The organism is Microcoleus sp. D3_18a_C4 (genome assembly GCF_036702415.1).
Taxonomy (GTDB): Bacteria; Cyanobacteriota; Cyanobacteriia; order Cyanobacteriales; family Microcoleaceae; genus Microcoleus.
This window is the reverse complement of the sequence record NZ_JAUBTI010000002.1, coordinates 127,287-151,222: the sequence shown is the minus strand read 5'-3', so window position 1 is coordinate 151,222 and position 23,936 is coordinate 127,287. Positions and strand designations below refer to the sequence as shown.

The following is a 23,936-nucleotide window of genomic DNA, read 5'->3' as shown; positions in this document are numbered from 1 at the left end:
AGGATAAATTTCTGTGAATTTTTCGGATCTCTGCAAAAAACCTTACCCCTTCAATTCTACTGAGCCCGCCAGCAGCCAAGCACCTGCCGAATTCAGCCTGCCCCATACTGTCAGAGGCTTTTCGGTTTCGCAATTGTGTAAAAATCTGTCGGTTTCCGAGTCCAAAGTCACGAGTTGCCAAGTTTGACCGGCTAAGGATGCAGGGCTTGTCAGCGTTAGTGTCCAGTCTTGTTCGCCGAGGCGACGGAAAATGCCAGAAAATTGGCTGTGGGTATTTGCTGTTTGACTGCTTTGTTTCTCTACTGACTCCTGACATTCGCCGCTGGCGGGATATGCTTGGGGTCGATCGAGATAATAGCGTTGCCAATCCAGCCAATCCGATCGCCCCTGTGTCAAATTAAATAAAGGAATAACCGCCGCACTAGCCTCGGAATCTTGCAGCAAAGCTTCCTGCAAAACTCTCACCGGCAACTCCCGCGGCTGACATCCAGATTCCGCGCACAAAGCCGCCGCCATCCCCGCCGCCTGTCCAATATTCATTACCGTCGGTTGCAAGCGAGTTGCACCGTTGGCGATGTGAGAGACGGAAATATTTTTTTCGCAGACTAGCAAACCGTCTGTACTCGCAGGAATTAGCGCGCTGTAAGGAATGGTAAACGGAGTTCCCGTCCAGCGGCCGCCCCAGCGGAGAGATTTTGGCTGCAAGGGAATGTCGCCACTGGTGTAGTGGTGGTCATTGGCGTAGTTGCCGATCGCAATTGTTTCACAAATGCCCTCAGAATTTATCGGCAACTTCGCGACTCTGCCACCGACAATCGGCAAAATATCTTGTTCTTTGACTGTACTTATCCCTCGCAAGCGCCGACTTTCTCGGTAGTAAGGATGTAAGGCAAAGGAAGAAAGAAGGGAAGAATTTTGTTGATTGTCGATCGTTGAAATGGGGAAAATATTCTGTGCTAGGCCGTAGCGGCGGCCGAGTTGCGTTTGAATGAAGCGGGCGAAACTTTGAGTATGCCAGAGACTTTCTTGCAGGAATTCTTGTCGAGATGCTTCCGATGCAATTAGTCGATCGACTCCTTCACCATAATCATTACCTCGAATCGGCCAATTAATCATCAACAATCCACCCGGAAGCCTGCCGTAATTGAGAAATTGTTCGGGAGTGTAACCGTCCCAAGCACCGATAAATCGATCGGGATTGTCAATAGGCGGCGCGGGAATTTCTGGCCCGGCTGCACCTTTACCAAAATCCTGCAAGATTGCCACCCAAGTCGGAGCTTGCACCGAATACCTCTGTGTGAGAGCATTAGAGGCAGCCGGCGCGCTGGGTTCTCCCCACTCGGCTTGGAATTCCCAACCCCAGCGGTGTCCAACATCGGCTAAAGCCAGCAAATCTCCCAATTCCGTTGCATCTAAAGTGATTTTGGCCGAAACCGTAAAATCTGCAAACCGAACGCCAGAAATGCGAGATTCTTCCCATAGCACATCTTGAGCTTTTTGTCCACAAATCCACTGTAAGTTCGGCAAACATTTAACCCAATCAGCGAAAATTTCAGCACCTGTGCGGGGATCGTAAGTAAAAAAACTTACCCAGCCCCAATCCAAACCTCCCGGCTGTCGCTGCTGGAGTTCCCGCAAAAACGCGCCCCACAAACCGGTTTGAAAAGCTGCTAATTCATTGCCATCGGGGGCCGAAACGCCAGCAGAAGTCAGCATTCCTCCCAGCCAGGGGAATTCGCTTACTAAAATTGTTTTGGCACCTCGGCGGGCTGCTTGCACAGCAGCAGCGGTGCCGCCAGTGCCGCCACCGACGACCAAAACATCTGCTTTCAAAACGGAAGACATAGGCAATACCATTGGAGATTTTAGATTTTAGATTTTAGCTAAACAGACGGGAATCCCCACACTATATCGCTTCGATTAGTGTGGGATGAAAGGCGCGCGTGAGGTGAGGATTCCACCCGTCTAGCAATTCAAAACTATGTTTTGAATTGCTAGACGGGTGGATGACGAAACAAACAAACTCTTTGTTTAACGAGTCTATTTTGTACTTCAATATACTTTACTCATGCACTTGACAGTAAATAAAGTATTCTGGTACAGTAACACTAATTGATATGTACCGACCGCGCCAAAGGAATGAGAAGCTCTTACCAATATCGATTACGTCCAACAAAGTTACAAGCCATTGAAATCGACAGATGGCTGTCGATGCTATGCGCTCAATACAATTACTTGTTGGCTGAGAGATTCAATTGGTACGAGCAAAACAGTTCTCCCATCAATGCGTGTCCGCTAGTTTGCCATTTACCCGAACTGCGGGATAATCCCGAATATTACAGTCAGAAAAAAACGTTACCTCAACTCAAGAAAACTCATCCTTGGTATGCCGAGATTTACTCTCAAGTTCTTCAAGATGTAGTTAAGCGAGTTAAGGTATCTTTTGATCGTTTCCTAAAAGGTGATAGCAACGGAAAGCGTAGTGGCAGACCTCGATTTCAACCACGCAGTCGTTATCGCACGTTCACTTATCCTCAAGTTAAAGACGGTTGTTTACAAAATAACTTAATCAACTTGCCGAGGCTTGGAAAAGTTAAGGTTGTTTTACACCGTTCCATACCTAATGGATTCAAAATCAAAACCGTCTCTATCACTAAAAAGGCTGATGCGTACTATCTTACGCTCTCCCTAGAAGATTCAACAGTTCCTACGATTAAACCAGATTTTAATCCTCAAAAGATTACTGGAATTGATGTTGGGCTAAAGAATTTCTTGACAACCTCTGAGGGCGAAACAGTTGCAATTCCTCAACATTACCGCAAAGCCGGGAAACGTCTGCGAACTATTCAGAAGCGAGTATCGCGTCGTAAAAAAGGTAGCAACCGGAGACAGAAAGCAGTTAAGCAACTGGGAAAATGTCACAAGAAAGTAGCAGAGAAGCGTAAAGACTTTCATTTTAAGACGGCTAACGAGCTGTTGAAAAAATATGATGTTGTTGCGGTTGAAAATTTGAATATTAAAGGACTGGCTCGTACAAAATTAGCTAAATCTGTGTTGGATGCGGGGTGGTCAAGCTTTCTGTCGATTCTAACAAATAAAGCCGTAAATGCTGGTGTGTTGGTAATCCCAGTAAGTGCCTACAATACTTCACAAGATTGCTCTAGTTGTGGCGAAAAAGTACCAAAAAAGCTGCATATTCGTTGGCATGACTGCCCTCACTGTGGGTGTAGTCTAGACCGCGATCATAATGCAGCAATAGGAATCAAAAATAGGGCGGTGGGTCATCCCGTGCTTAAAGCTCAGTCAATGTCCGAAGCAATAGCTGGAGTCACTGAGAAGCCTACACCAATGGTGACAGCTTGTGTTGGTGTAGGAGTATGTCACATTGCGAAAGGCTCAGTCAGGTGATGAGTGCACTACGGATAGATGTTCGGCGTTGGCGATCGCCCATTGAATGTAACGTGCACACACGGCGCACCCTACGGATTGTGAACAAACCTGACGGTCAACTGAGTACAGTTAGACCGCAGGCTTCTTTTTCCTTTTTTTTCTCATGCTTTTTATAGTGAGGTAGTTCCACCCCCACTTGCTAATATAGTATCAGAGTATTTCCCGCTCATCTTGGGGTGTAAAAGAATAATTGTCGCTTTGGGTACCTACACCCGACGCTTCTTTCCATCACGCGGGCGTAATTCCCAAGGGGGTACTTCGCGCAGCGCTCTGATTAATCCCCTCTAAATATACGCCCGGGACTTCCCGGCTGGTAGTTAAAATTACCTCTTTCTCCTCTTCCCTCTACCTCTGTGTCCTCTGCGTCCTCTGCGGTTAATAAAAAAATTAGTTATTGTGAAAGTCAGATCGCATCTCAAATCAAAAAGAATCAGAAAATGGGGAACCGGGACACTAAAGTCATACGTCGCGTAATTTCCCCACTACTCACTACTAACCAAGCAATTGAAAATGGAAAAAGGTTTTATTTTGTGGTTCACCGGGCTGAGCGGTTCCGGCAAGACAACTATCACCAAAGCCCTCGAACCTGAATTGAAGGCAAGAGGTTGCAAAGTGGAAATATTGGATGGAGATGTCGTTCGCACCAACTTGTCAAAAGGTTTGGGATTTAGCCAAGAAGACAGAGATACTAATATTCGGCGGATTGGATTTGTAGCTCACCTGCTGAGCCGCAATGGAGTAGCCGTAATGACCGCAGCTATTAGCCCATACAGAGCAATTCGCGACGAAATTAGAGCAATGGAGCCCAATTTTGTTGAAGTATATATCACAGCGCCGTTAGAAGTGTGCGAAGGTCGCGATGTCAAGGGGTTATACGCTAAGGCGAGAGCAGGAGAAATTAAGGGTTTTACGGGAATTGACGATCCTTATGAAGAACCGCTTAATCCTGAGATTATTTGTTACACAGAGCGAGAAAGTGTGGAAGAGAGTGTTAAAAAAGTTCTGACCAAGTTAGAACAGTTGGGTTACATTTGAAGTTGGCGGGGTTGGATGAGGATAGGGGCAAAAAGCGATGGTGGTGAAAAGTTATTCGCACGGCGTGCAACTTGAGAAAAAATCTCACCCTTGTGTCCCCTTCGCGGATAGGGAGGGTGAAGAATTTCTCCCATTTCCTGCAAGGAAAGGGGCCCAGGCAGAGGTTTCCAGCAAAAGCTGCAAGCTAAGTTATTGGGCAAGCAATGCTGTCAAAAGTTTAATGATTCAAAGTTTAACAGTGTCAGTGCTGGCGGCGGTGGGTTCATCTCCTGCGGCGGCCCAGTTTATGCCTCCTCCTCCTCCTCCTGCTGATGCGGGATCTCCTGTTCCTGTACCAGTACCGGCAGTGCCGGGATTGCCGGGATTGCCGGCAACTGAACCTTCAAGTGTACGATCGGAAGTTTACACTTTAGGCGCGGGCGATCGTATTCAAATGGACATCTTCAACGTCCCGGAATACAGCGGCCCCAACGGTCAACACCAAGTACAGGCAGACGGTTCCCTGAATTTGCCGTTAATTGGCAGCGTTTCGGTGTACGGGATGACTCTAGAACAAGCTTCTAATGCTGTTAAAGACAAATACGGCAAATACCTCAAACGTCCTTGGATTACCCTGAAACTGCTGGCGGCACGTCCTTTGCAAATTGCGATCGCGGGCGAAATCAACCGCCCCGGAGCCTATACAATATCTTCAGCAGCAGGCCCCGGAGGCACAGCAGAGCAAATGGGAACTCAAATGCCAACGATATCGCGGGCTCTGCGAATGGCCGGTGGAATTACCCAGTCAGCAGACGTGCGGCAAATCAAAATCCGCCGCCCCCAGCGCAACGCAGCGGAACAAATTATTAGTGTGGATTTGTGGGAATTATTGCAAAACGGCGATTTGCGGGCCGATATGACTTTGCGCGACGGCGATACTATATTTATTCCCACTGTAACTAGCCTCAACCGCCAAGAAGCACCGACTTTAGCAGTAGCTAACATTACCGGACAAAGCACTCAACCCATTAATATTGCTGTGGTGGGCGAAGTAACTCGCCCCGGTACTTATACTTTGGCAAAAGAGGCTCAAAGTAGGGTACAAGAGAATGAAATGGGTGAAAATTCTGGTTTGTTTGCTGCTAGCGAAACCAACGGCGGGGAAAATGTTTTGCAGCAAACGGTAACGAGGGCAATTAAAATGGCGGGCGGCATTACGCCGGTAGCTGATATCAGACAAATACAAGTTCGCCGCCTGACGCGGGCGGGTACCGAACAAATTATTAATGTGAATTTGTGGCAACTTTTGGAAGGGGGAGATGTATCCCAAGATTTAGCGCTGCAACAGGGAGATACGGTAATCGTTCCCAAAGCCGAAAATCTCGATGCAACCCAAGACGAACAAGTTGCTAATTCTAATTTTTCACCGGATACGATTAGGGTGAACATTGTAGGAGAAGTCGTGAAACCGGGAGCGATTGCGGTGCTGCCCAACACTACTTTAAATCAAGCGCTGGTAGCAGCGGGAGGTTTTAATAAAGCGCGGGCCGAAATGGATTCGGTGAATTTAATTCGCCTCAATCCTAACGGCACCGTTTCCCAGCTAAATGTTAAGGTTAATTTTTCCGCAACGGCCAATGAAGAAACTAATCCCAAACTGCAAAATAATGATGTAATTATGGTAAGGCGATCGGGTCGCGCTACGTTCTCGGATAATGTAGGCGGGACTCTCGCTCCTCTCAGCCCCCTGTTAGGAATATTTCGATTGTTCGATATTTTTCGGTGAGTTGAATAGACTCGCATTAAGACCTCAGAAACCCGCTTTCTATAAAAAATTGCGGTTTGGTAATGAAATATTTAGGAATCAACCGATTTCCGGAAACTCCGCTACCAATACAGACGTTTAAACTAATAAGTTGTAGAAATCCAATGAAACCAGGGAAACAATCTCAAGTAGCACTGTTTAATCATAAAAAAGCCGCTAATCTGCAAAAACTGTCTTCTGGGCTTTATGAAGAAGATCAATTTTTAGGCAGAAACAAAACCGAGGCAGAAGAGTTAAGTTTTTGGGAAGTTTGCCGCAGTCGCTCCATCTTAGTCATCGGCGTAGCAGCGGCAGTGACTACCGGAGTTTTCGCCTGGACGCTGAATCAAAAAAGCGAGTACGAAGGGCGCTTTCAATTATTAGTAGAACCCGCAGTTACGCAAAATACTTTAGCAAAAATCTACTCCGGTGAGCTGAAACTGCAACCAGCGGGCGCCGCGACGACAGAAAATGCGGGTTTTGACTACGAATCCCAAATTCAAGTTTTGCAAAGCCCGCAAGTAATGTCGCCGATTATTAAACAGTTGCAGGCTAAGTATCCCGAAATAAATTACAACTACCTCTTGAACCAAAAAGCAGATAATTTGCCGTTTTCTCAGGAAACTAGGCTGTCAATTAATCGCTTCAAAAATACCAAGATTATCGAAGTTAGATATCGGGATTACGATCCGAAAAAAATTCAGTTTGTTTTGGAAAAAGTTGCGCTAGGCTACCGCAACTACAGCGTGCAAGATACCACAAGTCAAATTAGTCAGACTCTGGATTTTGTGAAATCGCAAATTCCCAACCAGCGAAAGCGCCAACAAGCTCTGCAAACAGAAATTCAAAAATTGCGGCAGCAGTACAATTTCATCGATCCGCAAATTCAAACCCAACAGCTTTCGCAGCAAATCACCCAACTTCAAGCGCAAAGATTGGACGCGCAAACGCAGCTCAATCAGCAGAGATTGCTCTATTCCAATCTGCAAAATCAGCTCGGACTGAACCAGAAGCAAGCGCTGATGGCCTCGGCTCTGAGTCAAGCTCCCCGCTATCAAGGGATGCTGACTCAATTGCAGCAATTAGAAGGGCAAATTGCGATTAACTCGGCTACGTTTACAGACGAAACTCCGCAAATGCAATTGTTGCGAGAACAGCGCAAAAACCTGATTCCTTTGTTGAAGAAAGAAGCCCAACAGGTTCTGGGAACTGATTTGGCTAAGGTAAATTCGCAAGTGCTGACTTTTCAAGATCCGGTGCGGATTAAGTTAATCGAGCAGTTTATCGGTACTGCTAATTTAATTCAGGTGCTGGGCGTGCGGAATCAAGTTTTGGAGCAAGCTGCTAAGCAGTTGAATCAATACTCTCAAAAATTCCCGGTGATTTTGCGGCGCTATTCCGATTTGCAGCGCGAGTTGGATTTGACTAACAATACGCTGAATGGTTTGCTGGCAAAACAGCAAGCTTTGCAGCTTGAAGCTGTGGGCAAAAAAGAGGTGGCTTGGGAAGTTATTGCTAAGCCGGAAATTCCGCGTTACAAAAATGGCGAGTTGATGGCTGTTGCTCCGATTATGCCTTTGAATTTGGCTTTGGGGGGAGTGGCTGGTTTGCTGTTTGGTATGCTGGCGGCGCAGTTGGCGGAACGGTTTAAAAATAAAACGGTGTTCCAAACTCCAGAGGATGTCAAACAGTCGATTCGCCTGCCTTTGTTGGGGGTAATTCCTGCTAGCGATAAAATTTTGAGACTTCCTCCTGCTGAGACAAGCCCGGTGGATGTGGCAATTTCGCCGATGCCGACGGATGCTTTTCAAGAAGCTTTTCGATCGCTCAATGCGAATATTCGCTTACTAAACGTTGATACTCCAATTAATTCTTGCGTAATTACTTCTTGTCAAGTAGGTGATGGCAAGTCTACCGTAGCAGTAAATCTGGCGCGGGCGGCGGCTGCAATGGGGCAGCAAGTGCTGTTGGTGGATGGGGATTTACGGCGCCCGCAGGTACACGAAATGCTGGGTTTACCGAATTGGCAAGGCCTGCACAATGTGATTGCTGATGATGTGGATGTGCAACAGGTGATTTTGCGATCGCCCCGCGATGAAAATTTGTTTGTGTTAACTTCCGGCCCGGTTCCTCTCGATCCCACAAAGGTGCTTTCTTCCCGAAAAATGCAGCATTTAATGGCAGCTTTGTCAAGTCATTTTGACTTAGTTATTTACGATACTGCGCCGCTTTTAGGTTTGGCGGATGCGAATTTGTTGGCGGCTCACACTAACGGATTGATGCTGGTAGTAGGGCTGCATCAAACTCAGCGGGAGGCGCTGGTGTTGGCTTTTGAAGATTTAAAAATGGCGGGAATTCCGCTGTTGGGAATGGTGGCGAATAACGATAAAGGCAGCAGGTATTACTATCAGTCTTACGTGCAGGATTACGTCCAGGAAAAGTCTGTTTGAGGGAGGGGAATAGCATTAGATTCGGGTAGTTGACCTTCGGGTTAGCTACCCGAATCTTTGGGAGTTATATCAAATCCCTCTCTTTTCTTCCTCTGCGTTCTCTGCGTCTCTGCGGTTTTAATCATTCAAATACAAAAGTAAACGGTATTAAATGGAAGAGTTTACGATCGAGCAGAAATATTTAAAATTATTATGATATAATTAGGAACATTAGCCTTAAAAGTAGCACCAGCGAACGGCCCGGAAATGGCTAAAATATCAGTGAAATAAAATGACTCTCTCCGCTCGGAACAGCAGGCGATTCCCAGAGGAGAGTAGTACATTGATTCGCCTGAAGTAGCGATCGCTTACATCCGCAAGAGACCCACCTCAATACGGCTCGCTTAAGGAAAGAAAGGGGTACAAATTGATTTAAGGCACGTTACCGCAATGACTCCACTGACAAAACTTGAATGAATTGACAAACCGATTCGCATTCTCCTCGCTAGATTCAGCCCGAAGTATATAAAGTATGTTGACGTTAGCGTACAACCTGAGAACGAACACTCCTTTTGGTGAAGCCTCCCGGAATTCTCGTCCGGGGTACCCGTCCAGCGGCATATTTTGTCCCCGCTCTAATAAATAAGTTTTATTCAATGACTTGAGAATGTTGGATACTTCTCGATCGAAATTATTCTGGGGAATGCCACCGACGCCGTAATCTATATAAGTAACTCGAAAAAGAGAATTGCTATCTTTCCACTCGAATTTGCGCTGTCTGACTCTAGGCTGTCCCGGTGCCGAGTCTTGGGGTGTCCCCGGCATCTCGAATTGAAAATACTCTCCAGGTTTAATTGAAACCCAACTCGACTGAGCTAACAGCTTTGTTTCTAGACTCTGTTCGTTGCTTTGTTCGTTGATGCTGGTGGCCTTGCTGGGTAGCGCTAACCCAAGGGAGGCGACTAAAGCAGCTAGAACTAAAATTCGACTTTTCATATTTCTTCCAAATTTTGCTGTTCTTCCCAAGCAGCAACCTCTCGCTGCCAAGAACCCCGATCTGGAATACGATGGTCGAGGCATTGGTGAGGTGCGGCCCGATTTCTCAAAGATTCTGCCAGTATCTCATAAATTAGCTCAGACCGCTTAGCAAACAATCCCATCCAAGGGTCTGTTGCCACTTTTGCTGCTGGTAGTAGTTTGATGACTTCTGCAATCACGTCTGGTAATGTAAATTGGCGATCAACCGCCCTCCGCCTCCTTCTAAGACAGTAATCGATCGTGTGTCGCCTGCAAAATATTCGATCGCGCTCTTTGCGATCGCTCCCTTATTGTGTAGCCGAACAGAACAATATTTTTGGAGGGCTTGCAGGCTCGATGTGCTTGATGCGTGTCAGGTGAGGCCGATTGCAGCAGCAAGCCCCGATCGCCCTTCTGCCAAGGTTTTTCTTGCCAAACATCAGTTTAAGATGGGAATTTTCTTAAGATTTGCGCTCGATAATCTGCAGTATAATTAAAATCTAGGAATTTAAAAAAAATCGCGGCACTTGCAAATTGACAAGACCTGAAAACGTGGCTGGTAAATCCCATTTTTGTAATACCTTGATACAACTCCCTGCCTAGGCTGAAAACTAGAAGGGAGTTTTGTGTTTTTCACACAGGAGATGAAACAATGGCTATTGCTACTATCAACCCGGCAACGGGAGAAACGCTGAAAACTTTCGAGCCGATCGCGGATGAGGCAATAGAAGCTAAGCTGGAATTAGCACAGCAAGCTTTTAAAAAATACCGCCAACTGCCGTTTGAGCAGAGAGCTCTGTGGATGCAGAAAGCAGCAGACATCTTGGAACGCGATCGCGAAATTTACGCTGAAATGATGACCCTGGAAATGGGTAAAACGCTCAAATCTGCGATCGGCGAAGTGGAAAAATGCGCCTTAGTTTGTCGCTATTACGCCAAAAATGCGGCTCAATTTATGACAGACGTACCGGCAACCACTGACGCTAGCAGCAGCTTTGTCCGCTACCAACCACTAGGGGCTATTTTAGCCGTCATGCCGTGGAATTTCCCATTTTGGCAAGTTTTTCGGTTTGCGGCGCCAGCACTGATGGCGGGCAATGTCGGCTTGCTCAAACACGCTTCCAACGTGCCTCAGTGCGCTTTGAAAATAGAGGAAATTTTCAGGGAAGCTGGCTTTCCCGAAGGAGTTTTTCAAACTTTGTTAGTCGGCGCCGACAAAGTAGCCGATATCGTTGGGGACGATCGCATAAAAGCAGCAACCCTCACCGGTAGCGAACCAGCGGGTGAAAGTTTGGCAGCAAATGCGGGCAAAAACTTGAAAAAAGTTGTACTGGAATTAGGAGGAAGCGACCCATTTATTGTGATGTCCAGCGCCGATTTAGCAGCAGCTTTATCAACTGCTGTGACATCGCGGATGCTGAATAACGGTCAATCTTGCATCGCCGCCAAACGCTTTATTTTAGCAGAAGATATCGCCGACGAATTCATCAAAGGATTTGTCGAAAAATTTGAGCAATTAAAAGTAGGCGATCCGATGTTGCCCGAAACTGATATCGGCCCTTTAGCTACTCCCGCAATCCTCAAAGACTTGGACAATCAAGTGCAAACTTGCATCCAATCGGGAGCAAAACTTCTGACAGGCGGCCGGGCATTGTCAGAGAATGGCGGCAATTTCTACTTGCCAACTATTTTGGCAGATATTCCGCCGAATGCCTCTGCCCGTCAAGAAGAATTTTTCGGGCCCGTAGCTTTAGTATTCCGGGTTGCAGGCATCGATGAGGCGATCGAACTGGCAAACAGCACATCTTTTGGCTTGGGTGCGTCAGCTTGGACTACAGTAAGAGAAGAGAGCGATCGATTTATTTCCGAACTAGAAGCAGGCGCCGTATTCATCAACGGCTTAGTAAAATCAGACCCCAGATTGCCCTTTGGCGGCATCAAACGCTCCGGTTACGGACGCGAATTGAGCATCCAAGGAATGCACGAATTTGTTAACATAAAAACAGTGTGGGTGAAATAAGCTCCCACTCTATCAACCGATCGCACAAATCTACATAAGTCTGCGTTTATCTGCGTTTACCTGCGGTTAAAAATTCCCATTTAGTATTTTTGCGATCGGTTGAAACAGAAAGACCCAAAACCCCCATTAACCGAGGAGAAAAACGGAAATGAACACAGCTCAACTATTGGTAAAATGTTTAGAAAATGAAGGCGTCGAATACGTCTTCGGACTTCCCGGAGAAGAAAATTTAGAAGTTCTAGAAGCCCTGAGAAACTCTTCAATTAAATTTATTACTACTCGCCACGAACAAGGCGCCGCATTCATGGCAGACGTTTACGGTCGTCTCACCGGCAAAGCCGGCGTTTGCTTGTCCACCTTGGGCCCTGGCGCAACTAACTTAATGACAGGAGTTGCTGACGCCAACTTAGACGGCGCTCCTTTAATAGCAATTACCGGACAAGTCGGCACCGACAGAATGCACATAGAATCGCACCAATATTTAGATTTGGTCGCCATGTTTGCGCCAGTTACTAAGTGGAATGCTCAAATTGTTCGCCCCAGCACGACGGCAGAAATTGTCCGCAAAGCCTTTAAAGTAGCTCAAAGTGAAAAGCCGGGAGCAGTTCACATTGACTTACCTGAAAACATCGCAGCAATGCCTGCTGAAGGACAGCCGCTCACCAAAGACAACCGCGAAAAAACTTTTGGCGCTTACCAAAGTTTGAATAAAGCCGCTGTGGCAATTTCCAAGGCAAAAAGTCCACTGCTTTTAGTAGGAAACGGCGCGATCCGCGCTAACGCCAGCGATGCTTTGACCCAATTTGCTACTCGATTGAATATTCCTGTAGCTAATACTTTCATGGGCAAAGGTGTAATTCCTTACACTCATCCTTTGGCGCTTTGGACGACGGGCTTGCAAAAACGCGATTACATTAGCTGTGCTTTTGAAGAAACGGATTTAGTGATTGCTGTTGGCTACGATTTGATTGAATATTCCCCGAAAAAGTGGAATCCAGAAGGAAAAATTCCGATTATTCATATTGGAGCTCTGCCAGCAGAAATTGACAGCAGTTATATTCCTCTTATAGAAGTTGTGGGGGATATTTCTGATTCTCTCAATGAAATTTTGCAGCGTGCCGATCGCATGGAGAAAGTAGACCCTTTTGCTAAGCAATTGCGGGCGGATATTCGGGCTGGGTACGAACAATATGCAGCCGACGACGGTTTCCCGATCAAGCCACAAAAACTCATTTACGATTTGCGGCAAGTCCTGGGCCCGGAAGATATTCTTATATCTGATGTGGGAGCTCACAAAATGTGGATCGCGCGGCACTATCATTGCGATCGTCCGAATACCTGTTTGATTTCCAACGGCTTTGCGGCGATGGGAATTGCGATTCCGGGTGCGGTAGCTGCAAAACTCGTTTATCCCGATCGCAAAGTAATAGCAGCCACCGGCGACGGCGGTTTTATGATGAATTGCCAAGAGTTAGAAACTGCTTTGCGAGTCGGTACTAATTTTGTGACGCTGATATTTAATGATGGCGGTTACGGGTTAATTGAATGGAAGCAGCAAGATTATTTTGGTCATTCCGATTTCGTCAAATTTGGGAATCCCGACTTTGTGAAATTTGCGGAAAGTATGGGTTTAAAAGGCTATCGAGTAGAATCTGCAACGGATTTCATTCCGATTCTGAAAGAAGCCCTTGCTCAAGATGTCCCTTGTGTGATTGACTGTCCGGTAGACTATCGGGAAAATGCGCGTTTCAGTCAATTATCTGGGGATATGAGTTGCAATTTGTAAGAGTAGCTAGAGCCCCGGCTTCTTTAAGAAGTCGGGGCTCTAATAATGGACGTTTTTCGAGATAGAGTTTTGTAGCTTGTTTAAGATTGGCGATCGCTTATTCTATGGTTTCGCCTTGGTCAACTGTGGGGACTTCTGGACATTCGGCAATGTACTTCTGCCAATTATTTTACCCAAGTATGAGAAGCATAAATCACTTCCTCTTCCTTCTGGTGAGCGTTTGCAATTTGCTTCTCAATCTCTCCGTAGAGTGTTGTTTCCACTTGTCGGAGTTGTGATATCAAATCCGGTAGCATCGGAATTAATATTACCCATTGCTTTCGAGACGACGCCGTGCCTAATCGAGTCAACAGTTAACACTCAACCATTCAGTTTTTCGACCCGCCCGTCAACAGTCAACAGTCAACAATCACCTGACGGTGGCACCGGAATTGATATCAAATCTAATCACTTCAAACCCAATAATAAGGCGATTCCGCCGATCGCACCAACTACCCCCAAAACAGCCCGAATGCTCACTTTTTCGCCCGCCAGCACCGCTAAAGGCAGTATAAACAGGGGACTGGTAGAACTGAGTGCTTGAGCGATTGCTGCAGGTGCATATTTCAGCGAAATCTGTTGCAAAAAAATTCCCAGATAGGTTCCTAAAAAAGCTGCTAGAATAATTGCACCTAATAGTTTTGGCGCTTTTAATTGTTTGAAACTATCAAGTTTTTTTGGGTTCAAAAAGCATAGCATGACTGCCATGCCGCCGCTCAAACGCAAGGCGGCTGTCCACAGGGGATCAATATCTATTTGAGTGAAGGCGGCGCGGGATAAAATTGCTCCAGCGGCGTGGCTTGTTTGTCCTAGTAAACTAATACCTAATCCCTGCCAAAGATGTTTTGATGATAAGGTTGTTTCGGCTGTTCGTTCGGCAATTACCCACGCTACGCCGCAGATTGTTAAAAGAATGCCAGTACAAGCAATGGCCGATAACTTTTCTTGCAAAAATATTAAGCCCAATAAAGCTGTTAAAGGGGGAGATAGGGTTTCTAAAAGCAGCGTTCGCCTCGCGCCTAAATATTTTAATACGATAAAGAAAGCGGTGTCTCCGATGCCAATTCCTAGGCCGCCGCTGATGAGCAGCATTGCTAAAATATTAGGGTTGATTGCGGGTAAGGGTTTGCCTAAAATTAGTACAGTGGCAAGGAGCATGAAAAGGGCGATCGCACCTTTGAGCAAGTTTAGCACGACTGCGGGGATTTGCTGTCCCACTCGCTGCCAGATTGTGGAAGATAGAGCCCAGACAAATGCAGCCCCTAAAGCGGCGATTTCACCCATAAAATCTCTTGACTGTTGACGGTTAACGGTTGACTGTTGACTGTTGTCATTAGTTACCAATTCGCAATTCCCGATGCCCGATGCCCGATGCCCGATGCCCGATGCCCGATGCCCGATGCCCGATTCCCAATATAAATTAGGGTTCCAGACTTATCATCTGGAACCCTAGATTTATTAAGCTTTTCTAGCAGTGGGCGGGGAGAGAATCGAACTCTCATACCTTTCGGTGTCAGATTTTGAGTCTGATGCGTCTACCAATTTCGCCACCCGCCCTTTTGGGTTTCACCATCATAACACACCGATCGATTTCTTGCAAGCAAAGATTCATAATCTTTTGAACTTGCCCAGCGATCGATCTCTCTGGCGCGCAATACTGGTACAGGATGGGACAACTGAGCCGTCTGAGCTTGTTTGAGCATATCTCCGAGTTGAGTGGTGCTGAGGTCGTCGTAGGCCCGCGCCTGCGCCAAAAACGCATCTACATTCAGTTTCGGAGCTAAAGTCGGCGAACCTCCGGCCAGTTTCATCAGCACCGATGCTACCACTCTTGGGTCTTGGGTGGCGAGCAAGGCGGCGCGATCGCACGTAAATTCCGCACACCGCAACCATTCCAACATTTGCGCCTGCAAACCCTGCGCCAGCACGGTTCCCACAGGCGAAATTTGGCCGGCGGCCAACACAATTAAATTAGCCAGAGTCAGGTAAACTCCGTGCTCGCACTTCAAATGCCCCAACTCGTGAGCAATTACTGCCTTAACTTCCTCATCTGTGAGCAAATCAATCAGAGAAGTGTGCATCACCACAAAAGGCTGTTTTCCCCGCATCGCAAAGGTGTAAGCATTCGGCATCGGATGCTGGCGGACATAAAGCTGCGGCACTTCCAAATCCAGAGTTTTGCAGGCATCCAACAGCAATTGATGCAGGTGGGGCAATTGATTTTCGCCGACTTGGACACTGGAAGCCAGATTTTCCAGCATAAAAAACTGTTCGCCAAGTTGTCCCAGCAACTGCCGCACGATCAAATCCAGACCGGGCAGTTGTTTGAGAGTGCTGGTGGCTTCCAAGTCTAGCGGGTGGCGAAACTGGTCTGCTTTTAAACCGATGAGCGGTATGTTCGACATTTTAATCCTGAGTCATTAGTCATTGGTCATTAGTCATTGGTCATTGGAAAGTGGGAATTGGCAATTGGGAAGCGGGAATGGAAAAAGGTTGAATTATTTTTCTTTCTTCCTTTTTCCTTCTTCCTAATGACTAATGACTGCTGACTAATGACTAATGACTAATTAACAGTTTAAACCCGATCGCACGGGATTGACAGGAGCCTCAGCAGTCGCCGGGTCTGTACCCTCTTTGACCCGTCGCAACTTAGCTCCCAATTTTTGCAGTTTCACCTCTAACTGCTCGTAGCCGCGGTCTAAGTGCTGCAAGCTGCTGATGGTGGTGACACCATCGGCTGCAAGTCCCGCTAACACTAACGCCGCCGAAGCCCGCAAATCTGTTGCGACTACCGGCGCACCCGACAGCCGCGACACTCCGCGCACAATCGCTACATTGCCTTTAAGGCGAATGTCGGCGCCCATGCGGTTGAGCTCTGCTACGTGGCGCAAGCGATTCTCAAACACGGTTTCTTTGATCAAGCTGTCGCCTTCGCTCAGCGTCAGCAAAGCCATAAACTGAGCTTGCATATCTGTGGGGAAACCGGGATAAGGCAGAGTTTCGATGTCTGTGGCGGAGTGAGTTTGGCCGGGAACTATCCGCAAAATGTCGGGGGATTCTGCAATAATTTTCGCCCCCATTGTCTGCAATTTGGCAATGACTGCGGTCAGGTGGTCGGGAATTACCGGCGACAAACTGATTTCCGAGTGAGTGATGGCTCCGGCTACTAAAAATGTTCCGGCTTCAATGCGATCGGGAATAATTGAATAGTCTACCGCGTGCAGCTTGGGAACTCCCGAAATGACGATCGTATTCGTGCCAGCGCCTTGAATTTTTGCTCCCATAGCGCGGCAGAAATTCGCCAAATCTGCGACTTCCGGCTCTTGAGCCGCATTTTCAATCACGGTTTCTCCTTCAGCCAGAGTCGCCGCCATCATCAAAGTTTCTGTTGCGCCGACGCTGGGGTAGTCCAAATAAATTTTGGCTCCTTTCAGGCGGCGGTTCGGCCCTTTGACGTAAGCGTGAACGGTGCCGTGGTCGATGTGGACTTCGGCGCCGAGGGCTTGCAGACCGCGAACGTGGAGTTCCACGGGTCGCGCACCGATGGCGCACCCACCGGGCAAGGGCACTTTTGCAAATCCCAAACGTGCTAGCAGTGGGCCGATGATGAAGAAGCTCGCCCGCAGTTGGCTGACTAATTCGTAGGGGGCTTGAGCGTCTATGAGGCTGCTGGCGTTGATGTCTAAAACGTCCCCGTGCTGCTGTAATTTGACTCCTACAGCCGAGAGAATTTGCCCCATGCGGGCGACATCGACTAGACCGGGAACGTTGCGGAGACGGCAATCCTCTGGGCATAGCAGGGCTCCTGCCATGACGACTAAGGCCGAGTTTTTGGCGCCGCTGATTTTGATATGTCCTTTAAGGGGCTGGCGACCCCAAATTTGCAATACTTGTTGGTCGCTTTCAGGTGAAGCTGACAGGTTAGATGAGTTCTGAGCTGGTGTAATGGGTTTGCCCTCCATAATTCGCTTCGTTACTTTATACATTATTAATTTTGGTTCGATTTTACCGGAAAGTTTTTATATGTCTAGGGGTAACATGAGGAATTGCCGGAATTATATTTGCTGGAATTCACTAGGGACATGGCTTTCAGGTTTAATCGCACAAATAATGTCGATCGAGTCTCATGAATTTATCTGTATCAAAATTTACTTTTATTTGTAGCGGTCGCTTTGATCACAAATCTTGTACGTTTGTCAACGAACTTTTTAAGTAAAAGCCGGCTGGGTTGTTGAAAAAGGTGTAAGATATCGGTTCGATCGACAATGCTAGAAAGTTAACACATTGTCGATCGCCCCATTGCCTGTGCTACCCTGTCAGTAACTCAGGGCTAAAGCCACTGAGCTTGTAAGAGAAATCAAACAAGCTGTACTGACCAGCCTAAGCCTTAACAGGCTACGTTATTTAGGTCATGACACCCTGGGATGCGAAGCTAGTCCCCTGCCCTGTCGCTAGTAGTTAAACAGTCTTAAAGTCACTGAGACAGTGCTGCCAGCCTAACAAGCCTCCATAACATTGGCGAAGCTAACTTTACCCCAGAAATGGGAGATTGAGGACAACCATATCCTCACGGGAGGGGCAACCATACCCCTCTGCCCCGCGAGGGGATTCAAGGCGATTGAAATCGCCTGGTCGTTTTCCTCTCAGGACTAAAGTCTCGGAGTTTCCCACTTACCGAGTATTTTTTGTGACAACAACCTAGAGCCAAAGCTACTCCTAGCATATGGTTCACATTAAACGGATCGAACTGACTAACTTTAAATCTTTTGGCGGCACGACGGCCATTCCCGTGCTGCCCGGTTTTACTGTGGTTTCCGGGCCCAACGGTTCTGGGAAGTCCAACATCCTCGACGCTTTGCTGTTTTGTCTCGGACTTTCGAGTTCTAAGGGAATGCGGGCTGAACGTTTGCCGGATTTGGTCAACAGCGCCCAAAACAAACGCGGTACGATCGAAGCTAGCGTGACTGCGACTTTTGCGCTGGAAGATGTGGGGGAGGAATGGTTCGCGCGGGATGAAGATGAGGAGGAAAATGCAACAGATGAGTTATCTGTTGCAGCAGAGGAAGTTGAAGCGATAGAAATTGCCGAAACTCAAGACAACAACGGCCAATCATCTCCTGTCAATCAAGAATCGCCTCTAGTTGAAGAAGCCGCAGGGATAGAAACTGCCGAAACTCAAGACAACAACGGCCAATCATCTCCTGTCAATCGAAAATCGAAAATCGAAAATCGAAAATCGGATGAGTTATCTGTTGAAGATGTAGAAGAGATTGAAATCGCAGCAACTCAAGACAACAACGGACAACTACTCGCTACTAATAAAAAATCCAAAATCCAAAATCCAAAATCGGATGAGTGGAGTGTGACGCGCAAACTTCGGGTAACTCGCCAAGGTACTTACACTTCAACTTATTACATTAACGGTCAACCTTGCACGCTGACTCAACTTCACGAACAACTCAACCGCTTGCGAATTTATCCCGAAGGCTATAACGTCGTCCTGCAAGGAGACGTTACCAGCATTATTTCGATGAATTCTAAGGAACGCCGAGAAATCATTGACGAATTGGCTGGGGTGGCTCAGTTCGATCGCAAAATCTCTTTAGCTAGGCAGAAGTTGGATGAAGTTAAGGAGGTGGAAGAACGCAGCAGCATTGTAGAAAAAGAGCTGATGTCTCAGCGCGATAGACTTGCTTCCGATCGCACAAAAGCGGAAAAATATCAAAAATTGCGGGCGGAATTTCAAGAAAAGTCGCAATGGGAAATTGTGCTGAAATTCCGCCAATTGCAGCAGCAAGAATGGAAGCTGCGAGAACAAATCGAAACGGGCGATCGCACTTCGGCATCTCTCACCGAACAACTGGAAACAATTAGCACCCAAATTCAAGAAGCAACCGCCGAACTTGACGCGCTGAATGCCCGCGTTAAAGCTTTGGGAGAGTCGGAATTGTTGGCTTTGCAAGCGACGATTGCGACTCAGGAAGCTGAACGGCGGCAACTGCAAAACCGCAAACAGGATTTAGAAATAACTGCTGGGCAAATGGCGGCTAATATAGCACAAACCGAGGAAGAAGTTCGCCAATTCCGGCAAAGTTTGGAGCAAATTGAGATTGAAATATCTTATGTTAAGTCTCAGCAGGGGAGTTTTCAGGAACAGCGGGATACAGCCCAGCAAAGTTTAGATGAAAGTCGGGAAGTTGCAAATGCGATCGCCTCGACGGCCGAAGCTTGGGTACAGCAGCAAACGGAACTGCACCGCCAAATCGAAACAATTCAACAAACTTTGGAACCGCAGCGTACAGAACAAGCTACTATCGGAGAAAGAGCCGATCGCCTGCAAAGTCAAATTCAAGAACAAAACCAATCGCTGCAAGTATTGGAACAGGAAATTGCAGCGAAAAAAGAGCAGCAATCTCGCCTTGTGGAAACCAAAGGCGTGGCATCTTTGCAAGTAGAATCGCTGAATCAAATTTTAGTCGAAGCCGAACAAGAATTGCAACTGCAACAGGAAACTCAAACTCGTTTGTTGGAAGAACAGCGGGAAAGACAGCGCAAATTAGACAAATTAGAAGTGCAGTTTCAAGCACTGCAAGAAGCGACGGGAACGTTTACTGCAAAAATTGTCGCGCAAAGCGGAATTGGCGGAGTTTGCGGCTTGGTTGCTCAACTGGGCAGGGTAGAACCGCGCTATCAGTTGGCGCTGGAAATTGCGGCGGGCGGGCGCATGGGAAATATGGTGGTGGAAGATGACAGCGTGGCTGCTGCTGCGATCGAATTGTTGAAACAAAAACGGGCGGGAAGGATGACGTTTTTGCCTTTGAATAAGATTAGAGGCGGCCGGTATTCGGTGAATGAAAATTTGCGGCGCGCGGCTGGGTTTGTGGATGCGGCTGTTAATTTGATTGATTGCGATTCGCGGTATCAGGAAATTTTTGCTTACGTTTTTGGCAGTACGGTTGTGTTTAGCAACCTCAGCGATGCCCGCCGCTATTTGGGACAGTACCGGATTGTCACTTTGGACGGGGAAATTTTGGAAACTAGCGGGGCGATGACTGGGGGAAGTTCTACTAATAGATCGACCTTGCATTTTGGCACGGTTGATGCTAGTGAGGCTGCTAGTGAAGCCAGGACGATCGCGTCTTTGCAAGAAAGGTTGGAGGAAATTGAGCGGATTTTGGAACGGTGCAAAATTGCGATCGATCGCGCTTCTGTTGCAGTCAAAACTCGCAGCCAAGAATTGATGGAAGCGAAACAAAATTTGCGCGAAAATCAGTTGCGCTTGGAACAGTTGGATTCAGAAATTAAGAATTTGCAAGCGCAACAGGAACAAGTGCGATCGCAAATTGCGAAAAATACACAGGAATTAACTAATTCGCGATCGAGATTGCAGTTGCTGGAACGAGAATTGCCGGCACAAGAAACTCAATTGCAGCAGTACCGGCAAACTTTGGCGCAGTTGGAAGAGTCGAACAGTCACAGCGAATGGCAGCAAATGCAATCGAGTTTGCGCGCTCTAGAAGCGCAGCTCCAAGAGCGAGAATTGGCTCTGAGAAACGTCCAGCAACGCCTTGTAGACTTGGAAAATCAATTCGGGCGTTTGGAAGACAAAATTAAGGAAGGCAGCGAGAAGTTGCAGGAATGGCAAGTGCAGCAAAACGCGGGGGCGGATGCACTCGATCGCATTGTTTCGCAGCAGTTAGAACTCGATCGGCAAATTGCAGAAGCTAAGGCGGCTTTGGGGGAAATTGAGGAAAAATTGGGCGTGCAGAAGGGAGATCGCGATCGGGCGGAATCTCAATTGCGAGAACAGCATTTAGCCAAACAGCAGTTACAATGGCAGTTGCAAAAACTCCACGAAACCCAGCAAGAACGCCGGGAACAATTAGCGGCAATCCGCACTCTATTGGAAACGCAGCGGGCGGAAATGCCCGACCCCGTGCCGTCGATTCCTGAAAATGTCGAGAAAGCCAATTTGACGGAATTGCAGCAGGAAGTAAAGGCGATCGCCAAACGCATTCAAGCTTTAGAACCAGTCAATATGCTAGCCTTGGAAGAGTACAACCGCACTCAAGAACGCCTTCAAGAATTGAGTCAAAAATTGACGACATTGGAAGGAGAACGCACTGAACTGCTGTTGAGAATCGAAAATTTTACCACACTCAGGCGACGCGCTTTTAAGGAAGCTTTCGACGCGGTTAACGAGAACTTCCAGACTATCTTTGCGGAACTTTCCGAAGGCGACGGCTATCTCCAGCTAGATGACCAGGAAGACCCCTTCAGCAGTGGCTTGAATTTGGTCGCTCACCCGAAGGGCAAACCCGTACAGCGGCTGGCTTCCATGTCTGGAGGCGAAAAGTCGCTGACGGCGCTGAGTTTTATTTTTGCGCTGCAACGCTACCGCCCGTCTACGTTTTACGCTTTTGATGAAGTGGATATGTTTCTGGATGGGGCAAATGTGGAGCGATTAGCTAGAATGATAAAACGACAGTCTGAACAAGCCCAGTTTATTGTTGTGAGTTTGCGGCGACCTATGATTCAATCGGCTGAGCGTACAATTGGTGTTACTCAAGCACGGGGAGCTTATACTCAAGTCATAGGACTGAAGTTGTAGTCCCGGAGTGTCTGTTGATGACCCTACCCAAAAACGGGTACAAGCCGCCGACAACAGTCGTGGATAGATCAAAATTTTAGACCCTAGTTCCAGCTCCCACATTCCTCTGTGGAGTAAATCTAAAATCTAAAATCTAAAATCTAAAATCGACTGACTGAAGTTGTAGTCCCGGAGTTTCTGTTAACGCTAGTGTTGAGTGATATATGTACTTATTGACACTCCTCGACCTGAAGGTACGAGGATTCTTGGCTCACCGAGACCACTTAAACTAGATTCCTTGAAGTCTCTAGCCCAGAGGTGGGACTCTCCCCAAGAGTTAATTCGGGTATGCCCTACCCTATTTGCTTTTAGGCAAGTCCTGTTTCAGTTTGAAGCAAATTCGCTTCAAATGCTGTTTGTCTAGCTCCTCTGAATCTTTTACCTACTGCGAGGTGGAGTCTAGAAAAATGCAGTAGAACCGCTTAGATTCAATTTTCAAGGTTCAGCGCTTTGTCTTTTGACAGCTAGGTTTTTAGAGTGGTTGATTACCTTTCCACTACTACAAGCATACAGCAAAGCCGTGCTAGAAGCACGGGGGTTTTAGGCCCATTTTTATGATAAATCAGGACTAAACTTAGAATGACATCAGAACAAATTTGCCAACGCTCAGATATTCTCGGCACTCAAGTCATCACCCGCGACAGAGGTAAACGCTTGGGGGTGGTTAGTCAATTGTGGGTGGACATCGATCGGCGGGAAGTTGTGGCGATCGGGCTGCGTGATAATATATTCGCGGTCGCTGGAATGCCGAGGTTTATGTTCCTCAACAATGTCAGCGAAATCGGCGACGTGCTGTTGGTGGAAGATGAGAGCGCGATCGAAGATGATGTTGATGTTGAAGTCTACAGCATTCTGATTAACAGCGAAGTTATTACCGAAACCGGCGAACTTTTAGGTAGGGTGCGGGGCTTTAGGTTCGATCCCGAAGACGGTAAGTTAGTTTCTATAATTATCGCTTCCCTGGGAATCCCCCAAATCCCCGACCAAGTTCTCAGCACTTACGAGTTGGGGATTGAAGAAATTGTCAGCAGCGGCCCGAATCGCTTGATTGTGTTTGAAGGTTCCGAGGAAAGGCTCAGGCAGCTTAGTGTGGGTTTGCTGGAGCGCGTCGGTTTGGGCCAAGCACCTTGGGAACGAGAAGAGGACGAGGCAGGTTATTATCCGAAACCCGTGGCTACGGGAAATCAATTGGGCCCGGGGGTGCGGATACCTGCACCGGAAATGCGGAGCCGGGTAGCTGCGCCTGCGGTTGAGGAAGTTCCTTGGGACGAGGATTTAGAGTGGAATCGGCCTGCGGTTCGCCAGCCGCCGATGCGCGCGGTGCAGGCACAGCAGCCTGAGCCAATAAGCGACGATTACGACGATTACGAAGAGGATAATTGGGGCGGTGAGGAGGACGATTACGAGGAGGAGTACGAGGCGAAGCCGCAATACACTCGCCCTGAGATTTCTCGCCCGAAGCAGCCGGTGGTGCAGTACGAGTACGAGGATGATGTGGAGGCGGATGCTTGGGCTGACGATGAGGCACCGAAGCCTTACCAGGCTCCTCGGGTGAATATTCCTGAGAAGACTAAGACTCCTGAGTACGAGGAGGAGCCTGGTTATTAGGAATTAATCAATTAGCTGAAACCAATATTTTGCACTCTTCTTAAGAACGGGCAAGATGCCCGTTCCACAAAAAGTAGATTTTCTTGTGGAACGGGCTTCTAGCCCGTTGCTGATATTGG

The 23,936-nt window shown here is 47.5% G+C and carries 16 protein-coding genes and 1 tRNA gene; 8 read left to right on the top strand and 9 right to left on the bottom strand.

The window, feature by feature from the left end; all coding sequences use genetic code 11:
* Nucleotides 1-42 precede the first annotated feature (42 nt).
* Nucleotides 43-1,845: an FAD-dependent oxidoreductase gene (locus QUB16_RS01720; RefSeq protein WP_333313588.1), complete on the bottom strand. Its 1,803-nt coding sequence runs from the start codon at nucleotides 1,843-1,845 to the stop codon at nucleotides 43-45.
* A gap of 294 nt (nucleotides 1,846-2,139) precedes the next feature.
* Here QUB16_RS01720 and QUB16_RS01715 point away from each other — a divergent pair, with 294 nt between their 5' ends.
* The 4 genes from QUB16_RS01715 (at nucleotide 2,140) to QUB16_RS01700 (ending at nucleotide 8,718) form a co-directional block, all read left to right on the top strand.
* Nucleotides 2,140-3,408, top strand: coding sequence for a transposase (locus tag QUB16_RS01715; protein WP_333313586.1), 1,269 nt, complete (start codon nucleotides 2,140-2,142; stop codon nucleotides 3,406-3,408).
* A 552-nt stretch (nucleotides 3,409-3,960) separates the two neighbouring features.
* Nucleotides 3,961-4,485, top strand: a complete 525-nt coding sequence (gene cysC, locus QUB16_RS01710) for an adenylyl-sulfate kinase (RefSeq protein ID WP_333224077.1) — start codon at nucleotides 3,961-3,963, stop codon at nucleotides 4,483-4,485.
* A 37-nt stretch (nucleotides 4,486-4,522) separates the two neighbouring features.
* Nucleotides 4,523-6,250, top strand: coding sequence for an SLBB domain-containing protein (locus QUB16_RS01705; protein ID WP_333313584.1), 1,728 nt, complete (start codon nucleotides 4,523-4,525; stop codon nucleotides 6,248-6,250).
* Between the two features lie 143 nt (nucleotides 6,251-6,393).
* The gene (locus QUB16_RS01700) at nucleotides 6,394-8,718 is read left to right on the top strand and encodes a polysaccharide biosynthesis tyrosine autokinase (RefSeq protein ID WP_333313583.1); all 2,325 of its coding nucleotides are present in this window, start codon (nucleotides 6,394-6,396) and stop codon (nucleotides 8,716-8,718) included.
* A gap of 411 nt (nucleotides 8,719-9,129) precedes the next feature.
* Here the strand turns inward: QUB16_RS01700 and QUB16_RS01695 are convergent, their stop codons facing one another.
* Together QUB16_RS01695 and QUB16_RS01690 are read right to left on the bottom strand one after the other, a co-directional pair.
* A complete protein-coding gene (locus QUB16_RS01695; protein ID WP_333313582.1) occupies nucleotides 9,130-9,693 on the bottom strand; it encodes a hypothetical protein in 564 nt (187 codons plus the stop codon).
* A complete protein-coding gene (locus QUB16_RS01690; RefSeq protein WP_333313581.1) occupies nucleotides 9,690-9,914 on the bottom strand; it encodes a hypothetical protein in 225 nt (74 codons plus the stop codon). The genes QUB16_RS01695 and QUB16_RS01690 overlap by 4 nt, the downstream gene beginning before the upstream one ends.
* A 452-nt stretch (nucleotides 9,915-10,366) precedes the next feature.
* Between QUB16_RS01690 and QUB16_RS01685 the strand changes: the two genes are divergently transcribed.
* Nucleotides 10,367-11,734 (top strand): NAD-dependent succinate-semialdehyde dehydrogenase, encoded by a 1,368-nt coding sequence (locus QUB16_RS01685; protein WP_333313580.1) that lies wholly within the window; start codon nucleotides 10,367-10,369, stop codon nucleotides 11,732-11,734.
* Between the two features lie 148 nt (nucleotides 11,735-11,882).
* Entirely contained in the window at nucleotides 11,883-13,520 is a 1,638-nt protein-coding gene (locus QUB16_RS01680; RefSeq protein ID WP_333200086.1) for an acetolactate synthase large subunit, read from the top strand.
* Between the two features lie 164 nt (nucleotides 13,521-13,684).
* On the opposite strand, the gene QUB16_RS01675 is transcribed toward QUB16_RS01680, so the two are convergent.
* The 6 genes from QUB16_RS01675 to murA all read right to left on the bottom strand — a co-directional run bounded on the left by QUB16_RS01675 (nucleotide 13,685) and on the right by murA (nucleotide 17,545).
* Entirely contained in the window at nucleotides 13,685-13,870 is a 186-nt protein-coding gene (locus tag QUB16_RS01675) for a hypothetical protein (RefSeq protein ID WP_333313578.1), read from the bottom strand.
* Between the two features lie 97 nt (nucleotides 13,871-13,967).
* Nucleotides 13,968-14,843, bottom strand: coding sequence for a DMT family transporter (locus QUB16_RS01670; protein WP_445251088.1), 876 nt, complete (start codon nucleotides 14,841-14,843; stop codon nucleotides 13,968-13,970).
* A 53-nt stretch (nucleotides 14,844-14,896) separates the two neighbouring features.
* On the bottom strand, nucleotides 14,897-15,061 hold the full coding sequence (locus tag QUB16_RS01665; RefSeq protein ID WP_333313575.1) for a hypothetical protein: 165 nt from the start codon (nucleotides 15,059-15,061) through the stop codon (nucleotides 14,897-14,899).
* A tRNA-Leu gene (locus tag QUB16_RS01660) sits at nucleotides 15,035-15,116 on the bottom strand. The genes QUB16_RS01665 and QUB16_RS01660 overlap by 27 nt, the downstream gene beginning before the upstream one ends.
* Nucleotides 15,095-15,964, bottom strand: coding sequence for a M48 family metallopeptidase (locus tag QUB16_RS01655; protein WP_333313573.1), 870 nt, complete (start codon nucleotides 15,962-15,964; stop codon nucleotides 15,095-15,097). Before QUB16_RS01655 ends, QUB16_RS01660 begins: the two co-directional genes overlap by 22 nt.
* 162 nt (nucleotides 15,965-16,126) lie before the next feature.
* On the bottom strand, nucleotides 16,127-17,545 hold the full coding sequence (gene murA, locus QUB16_RS01650; RefSeq protein ID WP_333313572.1) for a UDP-N-acetylglucosamine 1-carboxyvinyltransferase: 1,419 nt from the start codon (nucleotides 17,543-17,545) through the stop codon (nucleotides 16,127-16,129).
* 737 nt (nucleotides 17,546-18,282) lie between these two features.
* On the opposite strand from murA, the gene smc reads away from it, so the two are divergent.
* A complete protein-coding gene (smc, locus tag QUB16_RS01645) occupies nucleotides 18,283-22,170 on the top strand; it encodes a chromosome segregation protein SMC (protein WP_333313570.1) in 3,888 nt (1,295 codons plus the stop codon).
* 618 nt (nucleotides 22,171-22,788) lie between these two features.
* On the top strand, nucleotides 22,789-23,817 hold the full coding sequence (locus tag QUB16_RS01640) for a PRC-barrel domain-containing protein (RefSeq protein ID WP_333313569.1): 1,029 nt from the start codon (nucleotides 22,789-22,791) through the stop codon (nucleotides 23,815-23,817).
* Nucleotides 23,818-23,936: the final 119 nt, after the last annotated feature.